Source organism: Amycolatopsis sp. PSD-21 (assembly GCF_055561455.1).
This window is the reverse complement of record NZ_CM145712.1, coordinates 7128482-7144809: the sequence shown is the minus strand read 5'-3', so window position 1 is coordinate 7144809 and position 16328 is coordinate 7128482. Positions and strand designations below refer to the sequence as shown.

The 16328-nt window shown below is 67.0% G+C and carries 9 protein-coding genes, 1 pseudogene and 1 CRISPR repeat array; of the genes and pseudogenes, 6 read left to right on the top strand and 4 right to left on the bottom strand.

The features are described from left to right. Nucleotides 1–9 precede the first annotated feature (9 nt). Together ACZ1DY_RS33450 and ACZ1DY_RS33445 are read left to right on the top strand one after the other, a co-directional pair. Nucleotides 10–2709: a LysM peptidoglycan-binding domain-containing protein gene (locus tag ACZ1DY_RS33450; RefSeq protein ID WP_465482049.1), complete on the top strand. Its 2700-nt coding sequence runs from the start codon at nt 10–12 to the stop codon at nt 2707–2709. Nucleotides 2710–2756: 47 nt separating this feature from the next. Then, nucleotides 2757–3035: a hypothetical protein gene (locus tag ACZ1DY_RS33445; RefSeq protein ID WP_465482048.1), complete on the top strand. Its 279-nt coding sequence runs from the start codon at nt 2757–2759 to the stop codon at nt 3033–3035. Between the two features lie 352 nt (nt 3036–3387). On the opposite strand, the gene ACZ1DY_RS33440 is transcribed toward ACZ1DY_RS33445, so the two are convergent. Then, nucleotides 3388–5199 carry a hypothetical protein gene (locus tag ACZ1DY_RS33440; RefSeq protein ID WP_465482047.1) on the bottom strand — a complete coding sequence of 604 codons (1812 nt, stop codon included), beginning with the start codon at nt 5197–5199 and terminating at the stop codon, nt 3388–3390. A gap of 924 nt (nt 5200–6123) precedes the next feature. Between ACZ1DY_RS33440 and ACZ1DY_RS33435 the strand changes: the two genes are divergently transcribed. The 3 genes and pseudogenes from ACZ1DY_RS33435 to ACZ1DY_RS33425 all read left to right on the top strand — a co-directional run. Further along, entirely contained in the window at nt 6124–6708 is a 585-nt protein-coding gene (locus ACZ1DY_RS33435; protein WP_465482046.1) for an ATP-binding protein, read from the top strand. After that, entirely contained in the window at nt 6705–7361 is a 657-nt protein-coding gene (locus ACZ1DY_RS33430; RefSeq protein WP_465482045.1) for a response regulator, read from the top strand. The genes ACZ1DY_RS33435 and ACZ1DY_RS33430 overlap by 4 nt, the downstream gene beginning before the upstream one ends. 793 nt (nt 7362–8154) lie before the next feature. Next, a pseudogene (locus tag ACZ1DY_RS33425) lies at nt 8155–8583 on the top strand (apurinic/apyrimidinic endonuclease family protein); the annotation flags it as partial. A gap of 1992 nt (nt 8584–10575) precedes the next feature. Next, nucleotides 10576–12187: direct repeats of the CRISPR family, unit length 28 nt; unit sequence GGACCAACCCCGCTTGCGCGGGGACGAC. 95 nt (nt 12188–12282) lie between these two features. Here ACZ1DY_RS33425 and ACZ1DY_RS33420 read toward each other — a convergent pair. From ACZ1DY_RS33420 to ACZ1DY_RS33410, 3 genes are all read right to left on the bottom strand, one after another. Beyond that, nucleotides 12283–13068: a DUF2637 domain-containing protein gene (locus ACZ1DY_RS33420; RefSeq protein WP_465482044.1), complete on the bottom strand. Its 786-nt coding sequence runs from the start codon at nt 13066–13068 to the stop codon at nt 12283–12285. 177 nt (nt 13069–13245) lie between these two features. Further along, a complete protein-coding gene (locus ACZ1DY_RS33415; RefSeq protein ID WP_465482043.1) occupies nt 13246–13407 on the bottom strand; it encodes a hypothetical protein in 162 nt (53 codons plus the stop codon). A 220-nt stretch (nt 13408–13627) separates the two neighbouring features. Further along, nucleotides 13628–14407, bottom strand: a complete 780-nt coding sequence (locus tag ACZ1DY_RS33410; RefSeq protein ID WP_257484954.1) for a hypothetical protein — start codon at nt 14405–14407, stop codon at nt 13628–13630. Nucleotides 14408–14628: 221 nt separating this feature from the next. Between ACZ1DY_RS33410 and ACZ1DY_RS33405 the strand changes: the two genes are divergently transcribed. Continuing rightward, complete coding sequence (locus tag ACZ1DY_RS33405) at nt 14629–16002, top strand: MFS transporter (RefSeq protein ID WP_465482042.1); 1374 nt, start codon at nt 14629–14631, stop codon at nt 16000–16002. Nucleotides 16003–16328: the final 326 nt, after the last annotated feature.

Below are 16328 nucleotides of genomic sequence, written 5' to 3'. Positions count from 1 at the left end.
AGCACCGCCATGAGAAGGCTCGCGCGAATCCTCCTCGGTGTCATGGGTCTCGCTCTGCTCATCTTCGGGCCGCCGCTTCTCCTGTGGACGTTCAGGTCGGTGTTCCTGCCGGACCACGTTCCGGCCTTCCTCGAAATCGTTGGCTGGATCACCGAACGAGACACCGGTCAGGTGTTCCTTCTCGTGGTGGCGGTCGGCGGGGTGATCGCCTGGTTGCAACTCGTCATCGCCGTCGTGCTCGAATGCGTCGCACTCGCGCGTGGAGTGGCAGCGCCGCGGCTGCCTGGATTACGCTGGGCTCAACGACTCGTAGCCGGTGTCCTCTTCGGTCTGGTGGTCGGTACGACGGCTGCGGAGGCATCGCCGTCTGCCGCCCCGGCTTCCATCGTCGCCCCACAGGTCTCCGGACAGGGTAGTTCTCAGGCCGTGGATGAGGCCGATCATCCGTTGGCCGACGGGTATTCGGTCGTTCCTGGCGACTCGCTGATGAGCATCGCGGCCGAGCAGCTCGGCGACGAGAGTCGCTACCAGGAGATCTTCGATCTGAACCGGGGCCGGCGTCAGGCTGACGGAGCGGCCCTTCGAAGCGTCGACCTGATCAAGCCCGGTTGGCGTCTCGCTCTTCCTGCCGAACCGCAGTGCGTCGAGGTCGTCGTCGGCGCAGGCGACACGCTGACTCAGATCGCTCGGAAGCATCTTGGCTCGGCTTCCCGGTACGTCGAGATCTTCGAACTCAACCGAGGTCGTTCGCTGCCTGGCGGCCGGGTCCTGGACGACCCGGATCTGATTCATCCCGGCGATGTCCTTCAACTTCCCGGAGTGGCAACGCCTGGGCACGGTGGGGGAGCAGCGTCTGGAGGCTCGGCTTCTGCGCAGGTCACTCCACCTGGCTGTGGGCCCGAGCCATCTCCAGCTACCCAGCCCCTGGAACCGACTTCACCTTTGCCGGAGCGAGTACCAGCACCAACCCCCGCTCCGGCGCCCGCCGAGGTCGCTCCCGCCGGCGACGCCAGCGTCGTACCCCTCGTCGCCGTCGGGCTCGGAGGGCTTCTCGCCGCTGGCATTCTGGCGACCTTCGCCCGGCGCAGGATGCTAGCTCAACGACGTCGCCGTCCTGGACAACGAATCCGCCGACCACCGTCCACGGATCTGGAGACCGCGCTCAGGAAAGCCGAAGAACCGGCCACGGCCGAGGCTCTTGACGTCGCGCTACGCAGTCTCGTCTTTCATGTCCGAGAGAAGGGCGCCTCGCTTCCGGCTGTCCGGTCCGCAGTGGTTGGTAGTCACGGTGTGGTGCTGCATCCACTGGGACACAGTGAATCCTTCGCTGATTCACTCGATGTCGATGAGCTGGATGGAGTTCCAGCGCCCTATCCTGCACTTGTCACAGTCGGCCATGACCCTCGTCGTGACCTTGTCATGGCCAACCTCGCGGAGATCGGCACGATCACGCTCGATGGGTCTGCCGAAGAAGCCGAGCCGGTCCTGTTGGCGATGGCCTGGGAACTGGCGACGTCCGCTTGGTCCGCGTCCATGCCGGTGACATTGGTCGGCTTCGGTCGCTCGACCGCTGCGCACAACCCTGGGCGCTTCCGTCACTTCACATCGGTGGACGAGCTCTCCGAGGCAGACCCGACACCAACCGGTGTCGTCCTGTCCGCTGAACCTTTCGACATCGAGCAGCATGCGTGCCTTGCCGCCGTGGTCGCCGCAGGCACGGCAGTCCCGGATGGCTGGACGCTCGATGTTTCCACGAAGTCCACGTTGATCCACGACCTCGGCATCGAAGTCGAGCTCCAGCGCCTGACTGTCGACCAGGCGGAAGAGCTCATCTCGACGCTTACTGCAGAAACCACAGCCGAACAGGTGCCCGCCAACGACTATCCAGACGCTCCGGTCGAACCGCCGCCGGTAACGGGACCTGAACTGAGACTTCTCGGTCCGGTCGGGCTGCACAACGTCGACCCGATGAAGGTCGAGGGAAAGAAGATCAACCGGCTCACCGAGCTCGCCGCGTTCCTGCTCCTTCACCCCGGCGCGACCGCCGACGAAATCTCACGACAACTCGGAACGGACACCCGCCCCTGGTCCCCAGCGACCCGACAGGGCTACATCTCCCGTCTGCGGACCTGGCTCGGCCACGACGAGAACGGCGACCTCTACCTTCCGAACATCGAGGCCAACGGAGGCGGCTATCGCCTGTCGAACTCGATGAGCAGTGATTGGCATCGGTTCCGGCAACTGGTCGGCGCCGATCCGAGCCGTGACGCATCAGATCGGCGGGCTCGGCTCGAAGCGGCACTTGAGCTCGTCGCCGGCATGCCCTTCAGCAACATCGGCCCTGGCCGATACGCCTGGAACTCGTGGCACCAGCGAGAAATGATCGACGCCATCGTCGACGCCGCCCACATGCTGGCCGAAATCTGCCGTCAGGCCGGAGATCTACCAGCGGCGCGCCGAGCGATCCTCCGAGGGCTCCTCGCCGAACCTGTCAGCGAACTCCTCTATCGCGACCTTCTCCACGTGGAGCACCGAGCGGGAAACCGCGCTGCGGTGAAAGCCACCGCCGACAAGTTGGCCGATCTCGCGGCCGCACTCGATGTCGACCTCGACGAGGAAACCGCCGCGCTCGTGGACACCCTGCTCGGCCCTGGTGAAGGAAGACTCACCAGAGATTTACGTTGCACTCACTCGAATACGTCGCGATAGGCATGGTCACGCCTCACTCGGAGGCACGAGAACCTTTAGGAGGAACCATGCCTTTCGCGACAAGAAGTATCCTCACCGCCTTCATCTGTGCAGCCGCCGTGGTATTCGGTAGCGGCGAAGCTTCGGCATCGCCGCGTGAGGAGCTCTATCGGTGCATCGCCCACGACAACGTCCCGCTGTGGTACCACGGCGTGATCCTCCGGTTTGCCAATAGAGGTCAAGGCCTGTATGACATACTCGACTTCGGTGGCCAGCAGATCTGGGGAACACTCTGGGGCGGCGGCATGTCCTACCAGATCGACCGGTGGAACGTCGGTTGGTGCTAGAGGCCATGCCAGGGACTTTCCGCGTTAACGTGGGAAAGTCCCCTAAAGGCCATGAGGGGTGTGCTTTTGGCAACGCCGGACAGGATCGTCTGATGCTCCGTCGTAATGAGGTCCGGTCCGGTACCCGGGGATTTGCGTCGGGGCAGGCGCGCGTTTTGCCCCAGGACCGTGCGTGTGCTAAGCGTTGGCCGCCATTGCCAAGGCGCGCAGGTCGGACCGTGTCGTCAGGGCTTCGCTACGAATCGCCGTACGCAGACGACACTGTCCTCGCTGCGGCTGTCGCGCCAAGGTCGTCGGCACCGCTTGCGCCGCGGACATCGGTCCGTAGCGGACCTCATGCAAGCTTCCGGCGCTAAACCGGGAGATAGGCGGTCAACTCTTCTCGAAACCTCGAGCGGTCCCGCTTGTCGACGAGATGGACGTGAACTCTGACGCCCAGGTCCCGGACTTTCTCGAGGACGGCAACGTCGTTGTCGCTCCATTGACCGTCCGTGATCAGATGGAGGTCGAGGTTGATCGCATGGAGCGGGGTGTATTCCAGGGCGATCTGCCACGTCGCTACGGCCTCGTCGAGGTTCTGGGCGTTCGGACCCGGCTCGAGTTCGATCCCGGTCTGCGCTATCGCGCCGGCGGTGAATTCCGGAAGCAAGGCGAGCGCAGGTGCAGGCCCGCCAAAAGTCGAGGCGAAGAGCAGGTCTGCTTCGGAGATGCTGTCGGCCCACTTTGGCCGTGGCGTGTTCTTCGTCGACCTGACCATGGCTTTGAGGTGGTTCTTCGCTGCGGTCGGTGGCATGCTTCCACTGGTATCGGCGGCGATGAGAGAGACTTGGGGCTTGGGGAGTTGCCGCCACAGGTCGCGAAGCCACTCAGTGGTCGCCGCAGCCGAGACGGATCCAGGGGTGATCGCTTCTGCGACCGCGACTTCGGTGCCGGTGACCTTCTGGACGTGCAGCTGATCAGCGCCGCTGCCGGAGAAGTAGGACACACCGAGGATTCTTCTGGGTCGCCATTCGAGCAGTGGGAAGATGGCGCCCTTGAGGTCCTGCGGACCGTAGCTCGAGCGTGCCTTGGCTTCGACGGCCAGGAAGACAGGCTCGCTGTCGGAACCCGGCGCCGCGGGGCCCGCGGAGTCGTCCGCCACGGTGATCAGGAGTTCTGGGCGATCACGATGCCCTGGGAACAGTGGTGCGGGCGGAACCGATTCATGTTGGTAGTAGCAGCGAAGTTCTCGTCCAGCGGCCAGCGGTGACGTAGCGATCGCGGCCGGGTTGGTCGACCCGGCCTTCAGGTTCCAGATACCGTCGGTCAGCGCGGGTATCCAATGCGCACTCCCGTAGCTGTCGATGATCAGCCTGAGATTCCACAATTCGAAAACCTGCCATCTGGCCTTCCAGTAGGGTAGGTCGAAGAAGCTCCTCAGCTGTTGGCTCGTGATCTCACGGAAACAGGCCGCCAGGTCCGGCAGACCCTCGCGGAGGTACTTGGCGAAGATGGTTCTCTCGTGCGGGCAACTCCCATGGTCGCGCGTTCTGGCCATGACGTCTGGAAGCCAGTGCTCAAGGTTCGCGAAGAAGTACCCTCGAGTGTCATGAGGCGTATTCCGTGGCAGATCGCCGGTTGGCATTTGCGCGACGGCGCTTTGCAATAGGTCTTCCAACTGCTGGAACTCAACGGGCGTCTCAGGGCGGCAATTACTGCAGCGTGGAGATGTGACGAGAGTCGTGCCTATGCAGGCGGGCTTCCAATGCGCATCGTAAAGATGCAATAGCCTGCTGTCCGGCGGTAACAGGGATGGATCGAACCTGGCCGTGGTCACGTCTTCGACGATCGTCCGCTCGTAGGCCGCGTAGCGTGCTGGGTCCAGACGCATCGTTCGCATCTGGTCGTCGGTGACCTGGACGGTGAAATTGCCGGTGGAGCGGACGGCCTCCCACTGCCCCAGCCAGATGTAGAGCTCACGGACCATCGCGGCCACAGGGGCGATCGCGGAGGTGAGCACGGCAAGGACTTCGCCCGGAGCCACAGGTTGCAACGCGGTCGTCAGGTCGGCTCCGGGCGCGATGCCGAATCGGCTCCGAAGTTGCTCGGCCAGGTCGGTGTCGCCTGACGAGGTGCCTAGTTCCAGCACTGCAATGAGGTCTTCGATGGAGGCCGTCGGTGCCATGACTCGACTCTGCCAGAGTAACGGGGCTGACTGTAGGATAGGTCCGTGACCGCTGGATGATCGATCACCCCGGTCTGCGCTCTTACTTCCCGGGCGGTGGGCTTTGACGAACCGTTACTGCCTTGGCCGCCGGTCGAGCAGCCGTTCCAGTACGAGTACGTGACTTCACGCTGGTCGAACTTCTGCGTCACAACCTTCCCGACGAGGGCGGCATCGCGCACGGACCGGGTTGTGAAGTTCGTATCAGCCGCTTGTCGATCTCGCCCTGGGGAGCGAGCGCCCACGAGGTGTCGAGGACGGTCAGGGGACGCCGGCGTCGGTCGCACGCCGCTGTAGCCGTCCTTGACCGCCTGGAGCCTGCCGGTCCACCGGTCCGGGGCAGCGCGACGGCAACCTTGACATGGTCGCCCGCCGTGCCCTGGGGCAGCGTGACGGCGATTTCGCAGTACGCGGGCGCCTCGGTGATCGTGGCGGAAGCCGAGAGCGGCGTGGGCGGCGACGCCCTCCCCGGAGGCGTCGCGTGCACCGCTTCGATTCGAGCGCCCGCCGGCGCCGCGACGGGCACGGCCTCGCACGCCGACTTGGCCGCCTCGGCGGGCGCCGTCTGTGTGAACGAGGTCAGCACCAGCGGCAGCAGGGCGGCCAGAGTGCCGCCGCCAGGAAGATCTTCTTGCGTCTCATCGCTTTCTCGAAACTAGGCTGGTCGTGACGACACTCCGTCTACATCCTGTGGACGTCGCCGGACCGTTTTTTGGCCCGGGAGGTGTCGCGAAAGCCACTCTTTCGCGACGTCTGCGGTCCCGAAAGAGTGGCTTTCGCGACACCTCCGGCTAGGCAAGCCACAATCGTCCTGCCCGTGCTGACTGGATCGCCTGGGTATCGTCGGACCGGCGGCCATCCATGGCCAAGGGAGGAGGCTGCACCATGCCGCTTCTCGGACGGGAAGCCGAGCTCAAGGACCTGGCCGAGCTCGTCGACGGTCCCGCCACCGGCTGTGGGGGCGCGCTCGTCCAGGGCGAACCGGGCGTCGGGAAGTCCGCGCTCGTCGCGGAGGCCGTGGCCGCGGCGACGCTTGGGGGTCTCCGGGTGCTGCGGGCGACCGGTGTCGAGGCCGAACGCAACTTCGCGTACGCCGCGCTGCATCAGCTGCTCCATCCGGTCCGCGCGGGCGCCGACCTGCTGCCCGCGCCGCAGCGTTCCGCGCTCTGGGCGGCGCTCGGGCTGGCCGAAGGGACGGAGCCGAACGCGTACCTGGTCGGGCTCGCCGCGCTGACGCTGCTTTCGGAGGAGGCGTCGGCCAAACCGTTGCTGATCGTCGCCGAAGACATCCACTGGATGGACCGCGAGAGTGCCGACGTGCTCGCGTTCGTGGCCAGGCGGATCGAGACGGAACCGATCGTCCTGATCGCGACCCTGCGGGACGGGGAGCCGTCGCCGCTGCGCGACGCGGGACTGTCCTCAATGGACCTGGAAAGCCTCCGCGTCGGTTTTCCCTTGGAGGCACAGTGATCCGGGTTCTGCTCGCCGACGACCACGCGATGTTCCGGTCCGGGATGCGCGCGGTACTGGACACCCAGGCGGACTTCGAATGCGTCGGCGAGGCGGCGGACGGACGGGATGCCGTCGCACAGGCGGCTTCCCTGCGCCCGGACGTCGCCGTGCTCGACGTCCGGATGCCCAAATTGGACGGTCTGGCCGCGACCGAGGCGATCATGTCCGCGCCCGGGAACGACATCCGCGTCCTCGTGCTGACGACCTACGACTCGGACGAGTACGTCTACCGCGCGCTTCGGGCGGGCGCGAGCGGGTTCCTGCTGAAGAGCCTCGCCCCCGAAGAGCTCGTCTCCGCCATGCGGGTGGCCGCGCGCGGCGACGCGCTGATCGACCCGACGGTGACCCGGCGGCTGGTGTCGACCTTCGCCACCAGCATCGAACCCGCGGCCGCCGAACCGGCGGAACTCGAACGGCTCACCTCACGCGAACGCGAAGTCCTCCTGCTCGTCGCCGACGCCTCCAGCAACGCGGAGATCGCCGCGCATCTGCACGTCGGCGAAGAGACGGTGAAGACCCACGTGTCCCGGATCCTGGCGAAGCTCGGGCTGCGGGACAGGGTGCACGCCGTCGTCTACGCCTACCGGAACGGTCTCGTCGGCGGACGGTGATCGGTTCGCCGGACGGGGCGCCCGGTGCCAGAATCGCCGCAGGGCCCTCGGCCAGCAAAGCCACCATGCGCTCAGAAACTTTCGCACATGTGTCTGGCTATCCGCGTATGAACAACCTCGTAGCCTCGTCGGCAGGAGGCCCTGATCGCGTTGGACTTGAGGTCGCCGGTGTCGATCCGTAGTGCTAATCGAGTCACCCACTCAACGGGTTCCGGACCAGCCCGCTCGCGCGAGGAGAACGTCCGGTTCGCCGAGGCGCTCGGTTAGGACCGCAGACAAACTCCACCCGTGCGGGGAGAACGCGATAACCGACGAGGACTACGAGGCTCGCTTCGTACCAACCCTGCTCGCGCGGGGAAACATGAGATGAGGCGCACCAGACCGATCCACGTGGGGACCAGCCCCGCTCACGCGGGAAGAACCGCTTGGCCATGCGGGAAATGGCGTCCTCGACCGGACCAGCCTAGCTCGCGTGGGGTCGACGTTCGCCGTGGCGACCACGCGCCGGATGAACTGGGACCAGCCCCGCCTGCGCGGGGGGAACAAGCTGGGGAAGCGGCCAGGATGGGCGTCTACGACCCAACCCGCTCGCGCGGGGAGAACCCAGAGTCAAGAGGGGACGTGTTTCCGCCCCCGGGACCAGCCCAGCTTGCGCGGGGACGACCGGTCCTGCTCGGTTGTTACGACCATGATGTCACAGGGGAACCCCGCCAACGTGCGGACGACAACAGGTCGAGACCGAGGGTGCGGATCTCGGGCCAGCCTGATCGCACGGGGCACGAACGCCGAGAATATCGGGCAGGCCCTGTGGCAGGGCAAGCTGTTCCACATCGATCTCAACGGCCAGCGCGGCCCGCGGTTCGACCAGGATCTCGTGTTCGGGCACGGCGACGTGCTGTCGTCGTTCTTCCTTGTCGATCTGCTGGAGCACGGCGGCTACGACGGGCCGCGGCATTTCGACTACAAGCCGCTGCGCACGGAGAACATGGACGGCGTCTGGGCCAGTGCCGAGGCCAACATGGCGAGCTACCTTCTGTTCGCCGAACGCGCCCGCGCGTTCCGCGCCGATCCCGAGGTGCGTGCCGCGCTGGAAACCGCGCTCGTCCCGGAACTGGCGACGCCGACCCTCGGCGAGGACGAGACGGCGGCGGATCTGCTGGCCGACCGATCGGCGTTCGAGGACTTCGATCCGGACAAGGCCGCGGAGCGCGGTTACATCTAGACATAGCCGATCGCGCGGACCAGCCCTGCTCGCGCGGGGAGAACCCGTTTGTCCGGATCCAGTGCGACGGCTGCGGCGGACCAGCCCCGCTCGCGCGGGGAGAACGCCGGCGTCGACGAGTCCGCGATGGATCCGGAGGGGCCAGCCCCGCTCGCGCGGGGAGAACGAGCCGTCCCACATGTTCGACATGGTCGGCCGCGGGCCAGCCCCGCTCGCGCGGGGAGAACACCGAAACTACAAACTACACGGGCGGCACAGCGGGGCCAGCCCCGCTCGCGCGGGGAGAACCTTGTTCACATCGGCGGAATCGACGGCGGTGCAGGGCCAGCCCCGCTCGCGCGGGGAGAACGCGGTGTGCACGAGCAGGACGGCGTGCGTCGGGGGGCCAGCCCCGCTCGCGCGGGGAGAACAAGCGGACGAACGCCCAGTTCGACGCGCTCAAGGGGCCAGCCCCGCTCGCGCGGGGAGAACCGTTTCGACGTCGTCAGGATGGAGCGTGGTGGGGGGCCAGCCCCGCTCGCGCGGGGAGAACGTCCCGAGTTTCGACCCGGACATCGACCGGCTGGGGCCAGCCCCGCTTGCGCGGGGACGATGCCACGACGTTCGCCATCGGGTCCCAAACATCGGGACCAACCCCGCCTGCGCGGGGACGACCAAGTCCGCGGTGCACGGGCCAGCTGGGACCAGGGACCAACCCCGCCTGCGCGGGGACGACTGACTCGCGCGCAGCAACACCGACATTAGGCCAGGACCAACCCCGCCTGCGCGGGGACGACCATGACGGGAACCCCGAAGGTCTGCGCCTCGCCGGGACCAACCCCGCCTGCGCGGGGACGACGCACCGTGGTGGTCGACGGGGACGCGGCGATCGGGACGAACCCCGCCTGCGCGGGGACGACTGCGTCGACTTCGGCTACACGAACCCGTTCGTGGGACCAACCCCGCCTGCGCGGGGACGACCACCCGCCACCGCTGCCCGGCAGGATCGTCGTCGGACCAACCCGGCCTGCGCGGGGACGACGTCGCCTGTCGGTCGAGCTCGACGGGCGCGGCGGACCAACCCCGCCTGCGCGGGGACGACGAGCTCACGTTTGTGTGCGTGCCCGGAACACCGGGACCAACCCCGCCTGCGCGGGGACGACCGGGAGGCGACCAGCAAGCAGTACCAGGCCAAGGGACCAACCCCGCCTGCGCGGGGACGACAGCGGCAGGCCGGACAGGAGATGCAAGGCGTCGGGACCAACCCCGCCTGCGCGGGGACGACTCGTAGTACCGGGTGAGCTCCTTCGGCGTGGTGGGACCAACCCCGCCTGCGCGGGGACGACCGGCCGGACGAGGTGTGGACGACCGCGCTGGAGGGACCAACCCCGTCTGCTCGGGGACGACGTTGACGATGGCGTCGATGTCCTGTGGCGTCACGGACCAACCCCGTCTGCTCGGGGACGACACACTAATTGACCTGGGTGTTTGAAGATCATACCGGCGAATTTTGGTCAGTCTGGGCAGCTTCGTACCTGATCGAAATCCTCGATCTGGTGGTCCAGCTTGCGTGGGCTGGTGCTTCGTCAGGAACTAGGGGCGATTTAAGGGCGAAATTACACGTCGAGCGAGGTCAACCGAGATCGACTCAGAGCATGCGATCGCAAACACCCCAGCTAGATCGACTGAGGCCGACTCGAAAGGACTCGTACCAGTTAACCGGAGGGTTCTTGGTTCGAGTCCGAGTGGGTCGCAAAGCCCGCGCCTCCCGGCCATGGCTTTTCGTGTTTAGGGATCGGTCTGCCCTTCGCGGGGCGGCTTGCAGCTTCCAAAGACCAACCCCGCCTGCGCGGGGACGATGGCGGCGGCATGACTGCGTTCGGTTGTCGTGCGGGACCAGCCCCGCCTCCACGGGGACGACACGGGGCGTTCGGCGCTCGGCATCGTCCACTGCGGACCAACCCCGTTCGCGCGGGACGACACGGTCAATATCGAGGCGGCGATGATCTGAGCGGGACCAACCCCGCTTGTTCGGGGACGACCACTCCTCCCTGATGCCGGGATGCCGTCCGCAGGGACCAACCCCGCTTGCGCGGGGACGACCCGTAGTTCAACTGGTTCAGGGTCGGGTTCGCGGGACCAACCCCGCTTGCGCGGGGACGACAGCGCGGAAGGCTCGGACGCGGTGTTCATCGGAGGACCAATCCCGCTTGCGCGGGGACGACTGGCCAGGCGACCCGCTCGTGCTCCCGCACCAGGGACCAACCCCGCTTGCGCGGGGACGACCCGAAGTGGAACTGGGGCTAGACCCCGGGCGACGGACCAACCCCGCTTGCGCGGGGACGACATGCGCCGCGCCGCACCCGGCGAGGACGGCGCGGGACCAACTCCGCTTGCGCGGGGACTATCGTCTGCTTCGCCGTGTGGCTGAGCTCGCGGACGGACCAACCCCGCTTGCGCGGGGACGACGTGCTCACCGGGCGGGAGCGCGGTGAACTCGGCGGACCAACCCCGCTTGCGCGGGGACGACATGAGGTTCAGCCGGGCGGCGATCACCCGCGCCGGACCAACCCCGCTTGCGCGGGGACGACGCGGCGAACACCTTGCACAAGGCCCAGGTTCCGGGACCAACCCCGCTTGCGCGGGGACGACGCCGACGATCTTGTTTGGTTGTGGCGGACAGCCGGACCAACCCCGCTTGCGCGGGGACGACACTGTTTTCGGGCTGGGCCGGGAGATGATCTGCGGACCAACCCCGCTTGCGCGGGGACGACACCGGCTACATCATGTCGGTCGGCGTCGGCGCGGGACCAACCCCGCTTGCGCGGGGACGACGGACCTCACCACCTACGAGTGCGACCCGAACGGGGACCAACCTCGCTTGCGCGGGGACGACACGTGCTTGCGCGTCGCGGAGCATCGCCAGGAGGGACCAACCCCGCTTGCGCGGGGACGACGACCGCGGCTATCCGGCCGAAACGCTCGGCGAGGGACCAACCCCGCTTGCGCGGGGACGACCGCAAGCAGCTCGACAAGATCGATCCGGAACCGGGACCAACCCCGCTTGCGCGGGGACGACCCCGCATCGCGTACGGCGTGGCGTGAGCACGCGGGACCAACCCCGCTTGCGCGGGGACAACCGGCCCAAATCGGCCAGTTCCCGGGCAAGACCGGGACCAACCCCGCTTGCGCGGGGACGACCTGAACAACCCGCTGTGCCGTCCAGTGAGGACGGGACCAACCCCGCTTGCGCGGGGACGACCACGCCGTGCGGACGGCGCGCATCGCCGTCGACGGACCAACCCCGCTTGCGCGGGGACGACGCCGACGGCACGCACATCCTGCCGTTCCTCGGAGGACCAACCCCGCTTGCGCGGGGACGACGACGAAGCCCGCCAGCGCGAGAACGCCGCGGGACCAACCCCGCTTGCGCGGGGACGACGTGGAGTGGCCGACCAAGCTCTACGAGAAGCACGGACCAACCCCGCTTGCGCGGGGACGACCAGTTGCGGACCGAGCCGTGTGCCTGCGGGTAGGGACCAACCCCGCTTGCGCGGGGACGACCACCTGGTCAGGCCTCAGCTTCGCGTTGAAGGGGGACCAACCCCGCTTGCGCGGGGACGACACTAACTGACCTGGTCCTTTGAAGATCATACTGCTGGTTTTTGTTCAGTTTGGTTGTCGAATGCCCTCATGCTGATCATGACGTTGGCTCGATTCTCAGGGCATCGATTCGGCGAGTTCTCGCTCCAGGGTCTCTGCTTGTGGACGTGGGTTCGTTGGTGTCGTCGTTTGGGGCCCTGACGGTGTTTCGTACGGCGGGTGCGGTTCGGAGTTGGCTGGGGTGGTATGCGGGAGAGTGCCTTCTTTGCGCCATTTTCGGAGGACGCGGCGACCGTAGTTGTGGGTGCCGGCGACGCGGTCGAGTTCGGCGCCGGTGGGTGTTCGGCCTTGGGTCTGCTCGCGCTGGTAATGGTTCCACATCAGTTGTTCGGCGGTGGGCTTAGCCGGGTGGTCTTTCGGGTTTGGTGTAGTAGGCCGAAGGATGACCGGCGTTGGGGCGAGGGGTTCGGATTCCTCGTGAATGCGGTCGGAGGGTGATGGCATTGGTGGTTCGGTGCGGTGGCGTTCGAGCGCTCGGTTGAGGAGTTCGACGGCCAGCAGCAGAGCAAGCGGTGGGCAAGCGGCGACGGCGACACCGAACGCACTGGTCACGGGCGCCGAGGCGATGTTCGCGCAGAGCGATAGCGAGATGCCGAAGACGAAAGCGGACCAGGCTGGCCATCGAATCGAGTTGTCGCGGCTGGGTTTCCAAAGTTCGACGGTGGCAGTGGTGAGGAGGCCGTCCACGATAAGGGGCCAGATGGAGGCGGTCATCGTGTCGGCGCCGAACCGGAGCGCGAACTGACGTCCGTGGATGTAGGAGGCGTAGGCCGCGCCGAGGGCAACCAGGGCAGTGCAGCCGCATTGGATCCAGAGGGAGAGGTCCCGGCGGACGCTATTCATGACGCGGCTCCGCCGCGGTCTCGGCGGAGCCGGTTGATCCTCAGCGTGGCGGAAAGCCGCAGCTCAGAGGGGTACGACGACGCGTGGTTGCTGTCCGTACCTCGTCGGGGGTACGTACAGCTTCCACCCAAAAAGTCTCGACCGTAGCGGTCGGGACTTTTTGCATTTCGGTGGAAGTCATCGCTTGGTGATCCTTTCTGCTGTTACAGCTGTTTCCGGTACCTGATCGACCGGCAGTTCGATGGTGATGGTCACGTGGTCACCCACGCCATGCGCCTCGACGGTGAGCTGGGTGATCTCGAAGAGGCTGCGGAGCAGTGCCTGAGGTGCCTTGGCCAAGTCGAGCTGGAGATGCGGAAGCGCTTCGAGACAGTTCAGGCACCGTCTTGCGCTTGTCGCAGAACCGAGTCCTGCCGCCGGGCCACATCGACCAGTTGGCGTTCTCGCCCGGCTCGACGCTCTTGGGCGGCGCTGTCGTCCACTGTGGCCAGGTCGGCTTCGAGTAGTTCGTCCCGCGGTCGGTGTCCGGGTGCGGTTCAGTACCTGCCGTACCCCCGGGCTACTCGGCGACGACGGTGAACTGGGCGGTGCGGACCACGTCCTCGTGTTTGAAGTCCAGGAACAGCCGGTAGGTTCCCGGGCCGGGAACGTGGGCCTGGAAGGCGATCTCCGGGCCCGGCCGCGTTTCGCCGTCGCCGGGGGCACCGTCCGGGTGGACGTGGACGTATGCGAGGTCTCCCAGCCGCAGCGTGACAAGGTGCCCGTAGGCGCCGAGGTAGGGCTGCAGATCCGTGACCGGTTCACCGTCGCGGTGCACCGCGAGCACCAGCTGGCTGGTTTCCTCGGGCCGCACTTCGCCCTTGATGCCGACCTCGTAGCCGTCGATCTCGAACACGTCGGCCGGCTGGGGCACCGGGCGCGGCTCGTAGGCACCCGCCACGGCCAGGTCCGCGCCGAGCGTGAGTCCCTTTTCCGCCCCGTCCGGCCAGAAGTCCGCGAACACCCGGTACTCGCCCGCCTCCGGCAAGTGCAGCCGGACCGTCCAAACACCGTCGCCCAGCTCGGCGGGGTGCAGGTGCCAGAACCCGGTGAGGTCCCGGCGGGCGACGATCAGATGGATCTTCTTCTCGTGGGTCTCGGCGAAGGCGGTCAGCGGAGCGCCGTCCTTCCCGAGAATCCGGAATCGGTAGTCGACCTCCTCCCCGGCCGTCAGCCGCAGTGTTTCCGGAACGAGGACGTAGCCGTCCTTGGCGATCTGCAACCCCTCGGCGACGGCTCCCGCACCGCCGTGTCCGTGGTGGCCGTGTGCGTGGTGAGTGTGGTGCGTTCCCGTGTTCATCGCGATCCCCTTCCGTATACCCCTAGGGGGTGTCTTTCCCGATGTCAGGAACAGTGCCACCGACGCGGCCGGAGATCAATGTGTTCTAGCCCTCGCTACCCCCTGGGGGTATAGAGGCCGAGCGTCGATCATCTCTTGACTCATACGCCGTGCCTGTATATAACAGTGCGATCAGATACCCGTGGGGGGTATCTAGGGGAGCTGTCTGGAAGGAGGCGGACATGGGATTGTTCGCGATTCGCGACTACCGGCGGCTGTTCGGCGCGCAGATCATCGCGTTGTTCGGTACTGGCTTGGCCACCGTCGCGCTGGGGCTGCTCGGCTACGGGCTCGCGGGTCCGCGTGCCGGTGCGGTTCTCGCCACCGCGCTGACGATCAAGATGGTCGCCTATGTCGTCGTCGCACCGCTTGCGGCCGCCTACGTCGATCGGCTGCCCAGACGCTTGTTCCTCACGATCCTCGACGCGGTGCGCGCGCTGGTGGTGATCGCGCTGCCGTTCGTCACCGAGGTGTGGCACATCTATGTCCTCATCGGGGTGCTCCAGACCGCGTCAGCGGCCTTCACCCCGACTTTTCAGGCGGTCATCCCCGACATCGTGACCAAGGAGGCCGACTACACCCGCGCCCTGTCGGCATCACAGGTGGCCTCCACCATGGAGAGCCTGTTGAGCCCCGTGCTCGCGGCTGTGGCGCTGACCTTCATGTCGTTCAACCTGCTGTTCCTCGGCACCTCCGTCGGGTTCGCGGTGTCCGCGCTGCTGGTCCTGTCCACGCGCATCCCCAACGCGCGCCCCAGCTCGCACACGAACGCCTGGGATCGGGCCATGGCCGGGATCCGCACGTTCGCGGCCACCCCGAGTCTGCGCGGCGTCATGGCACTGAACCTCGTGGTCGCCGCAGCCGGCTCCATCGTGGTCGTCAACACCGTGAACTACGTCCGCGACGTGCTCGACGGAACCCAATCCGACGTAGCCTGGATGCTGGCCGCGTCCGGTACGGGGACGCTGCTGGTCGCCGTCGTCCTCCCGCGTGTCCTGGACCGGGTGGCGGACCGGTCCGTGATGCTCACCGGTGCCGCGGTGCTGGTGCTCGCGGCAAGCGCGGTGGTGACGATGTCCGCGGCGGGCGTCGCCGCGACGCTTCCGACCGGGGTGATCTGGGTGGCGATCGGCGGCGGGATGGCGCTGATCATCACGCCGACCGGCCGGGTGCTTCGCCGGACGGTCGATCCCGCCGGCATTCCCGAGGTCTTCGCCGCCCAGTTCTCGCTGTCCCATCTGGCCTGGCTGGTCACCTATCCCATCGCCGGCTGGGTCGCCACGAACGCGGGCTTCACGACCACCTGGACCGTGCTGGCGGGCCTCGCGGCGATCGGAGCGGTCACCGCACTGGCGGTCTGGCGGCGCGAGGTGAAGGCCGAGAGCGGGGAACGTACGGCGGTGCCGGTCCAGCCAGACGCCACGAAGGCCGAGTCCCGAGGTCGCGCCGCGACGGCTGTCGCTTCCGGCGGGACCGAAATGGCCACGCGGCAAGCCGCGAAGGTCGCGGTGGGCACGCTCGCGGCGGGCCAGTGCGCCTGCGTCCGCACTGTCTGAGGCTGCCGTCCCGGTAGCGCGGATTGTGGGGTAAGCAAAAAGGTGGCCTGGTGATTTGAGTGAGGGGTGTGTGGAAACAGGGGAGGCGAGCGCCCCATTTCCACGCCCCCCCCTTCGCTTCAGAACGTTCTGTGAACGTCGCCCCACGGGCCCCGTTCGTGGTCGATGCGGGCGCGCGGGCCGCTCGCCGGTACCGCAATCTCTTGCTGGACAGTGGGTTCGCCGACCCGGCCCGTCCTGTCGGCGCTCTCGATCGCGGCCGAGCCGACACCTGGATCGCCGGCCGAACTCGACGGGCCGAGGTCGGACGCCTGTTCGTGGCCAGT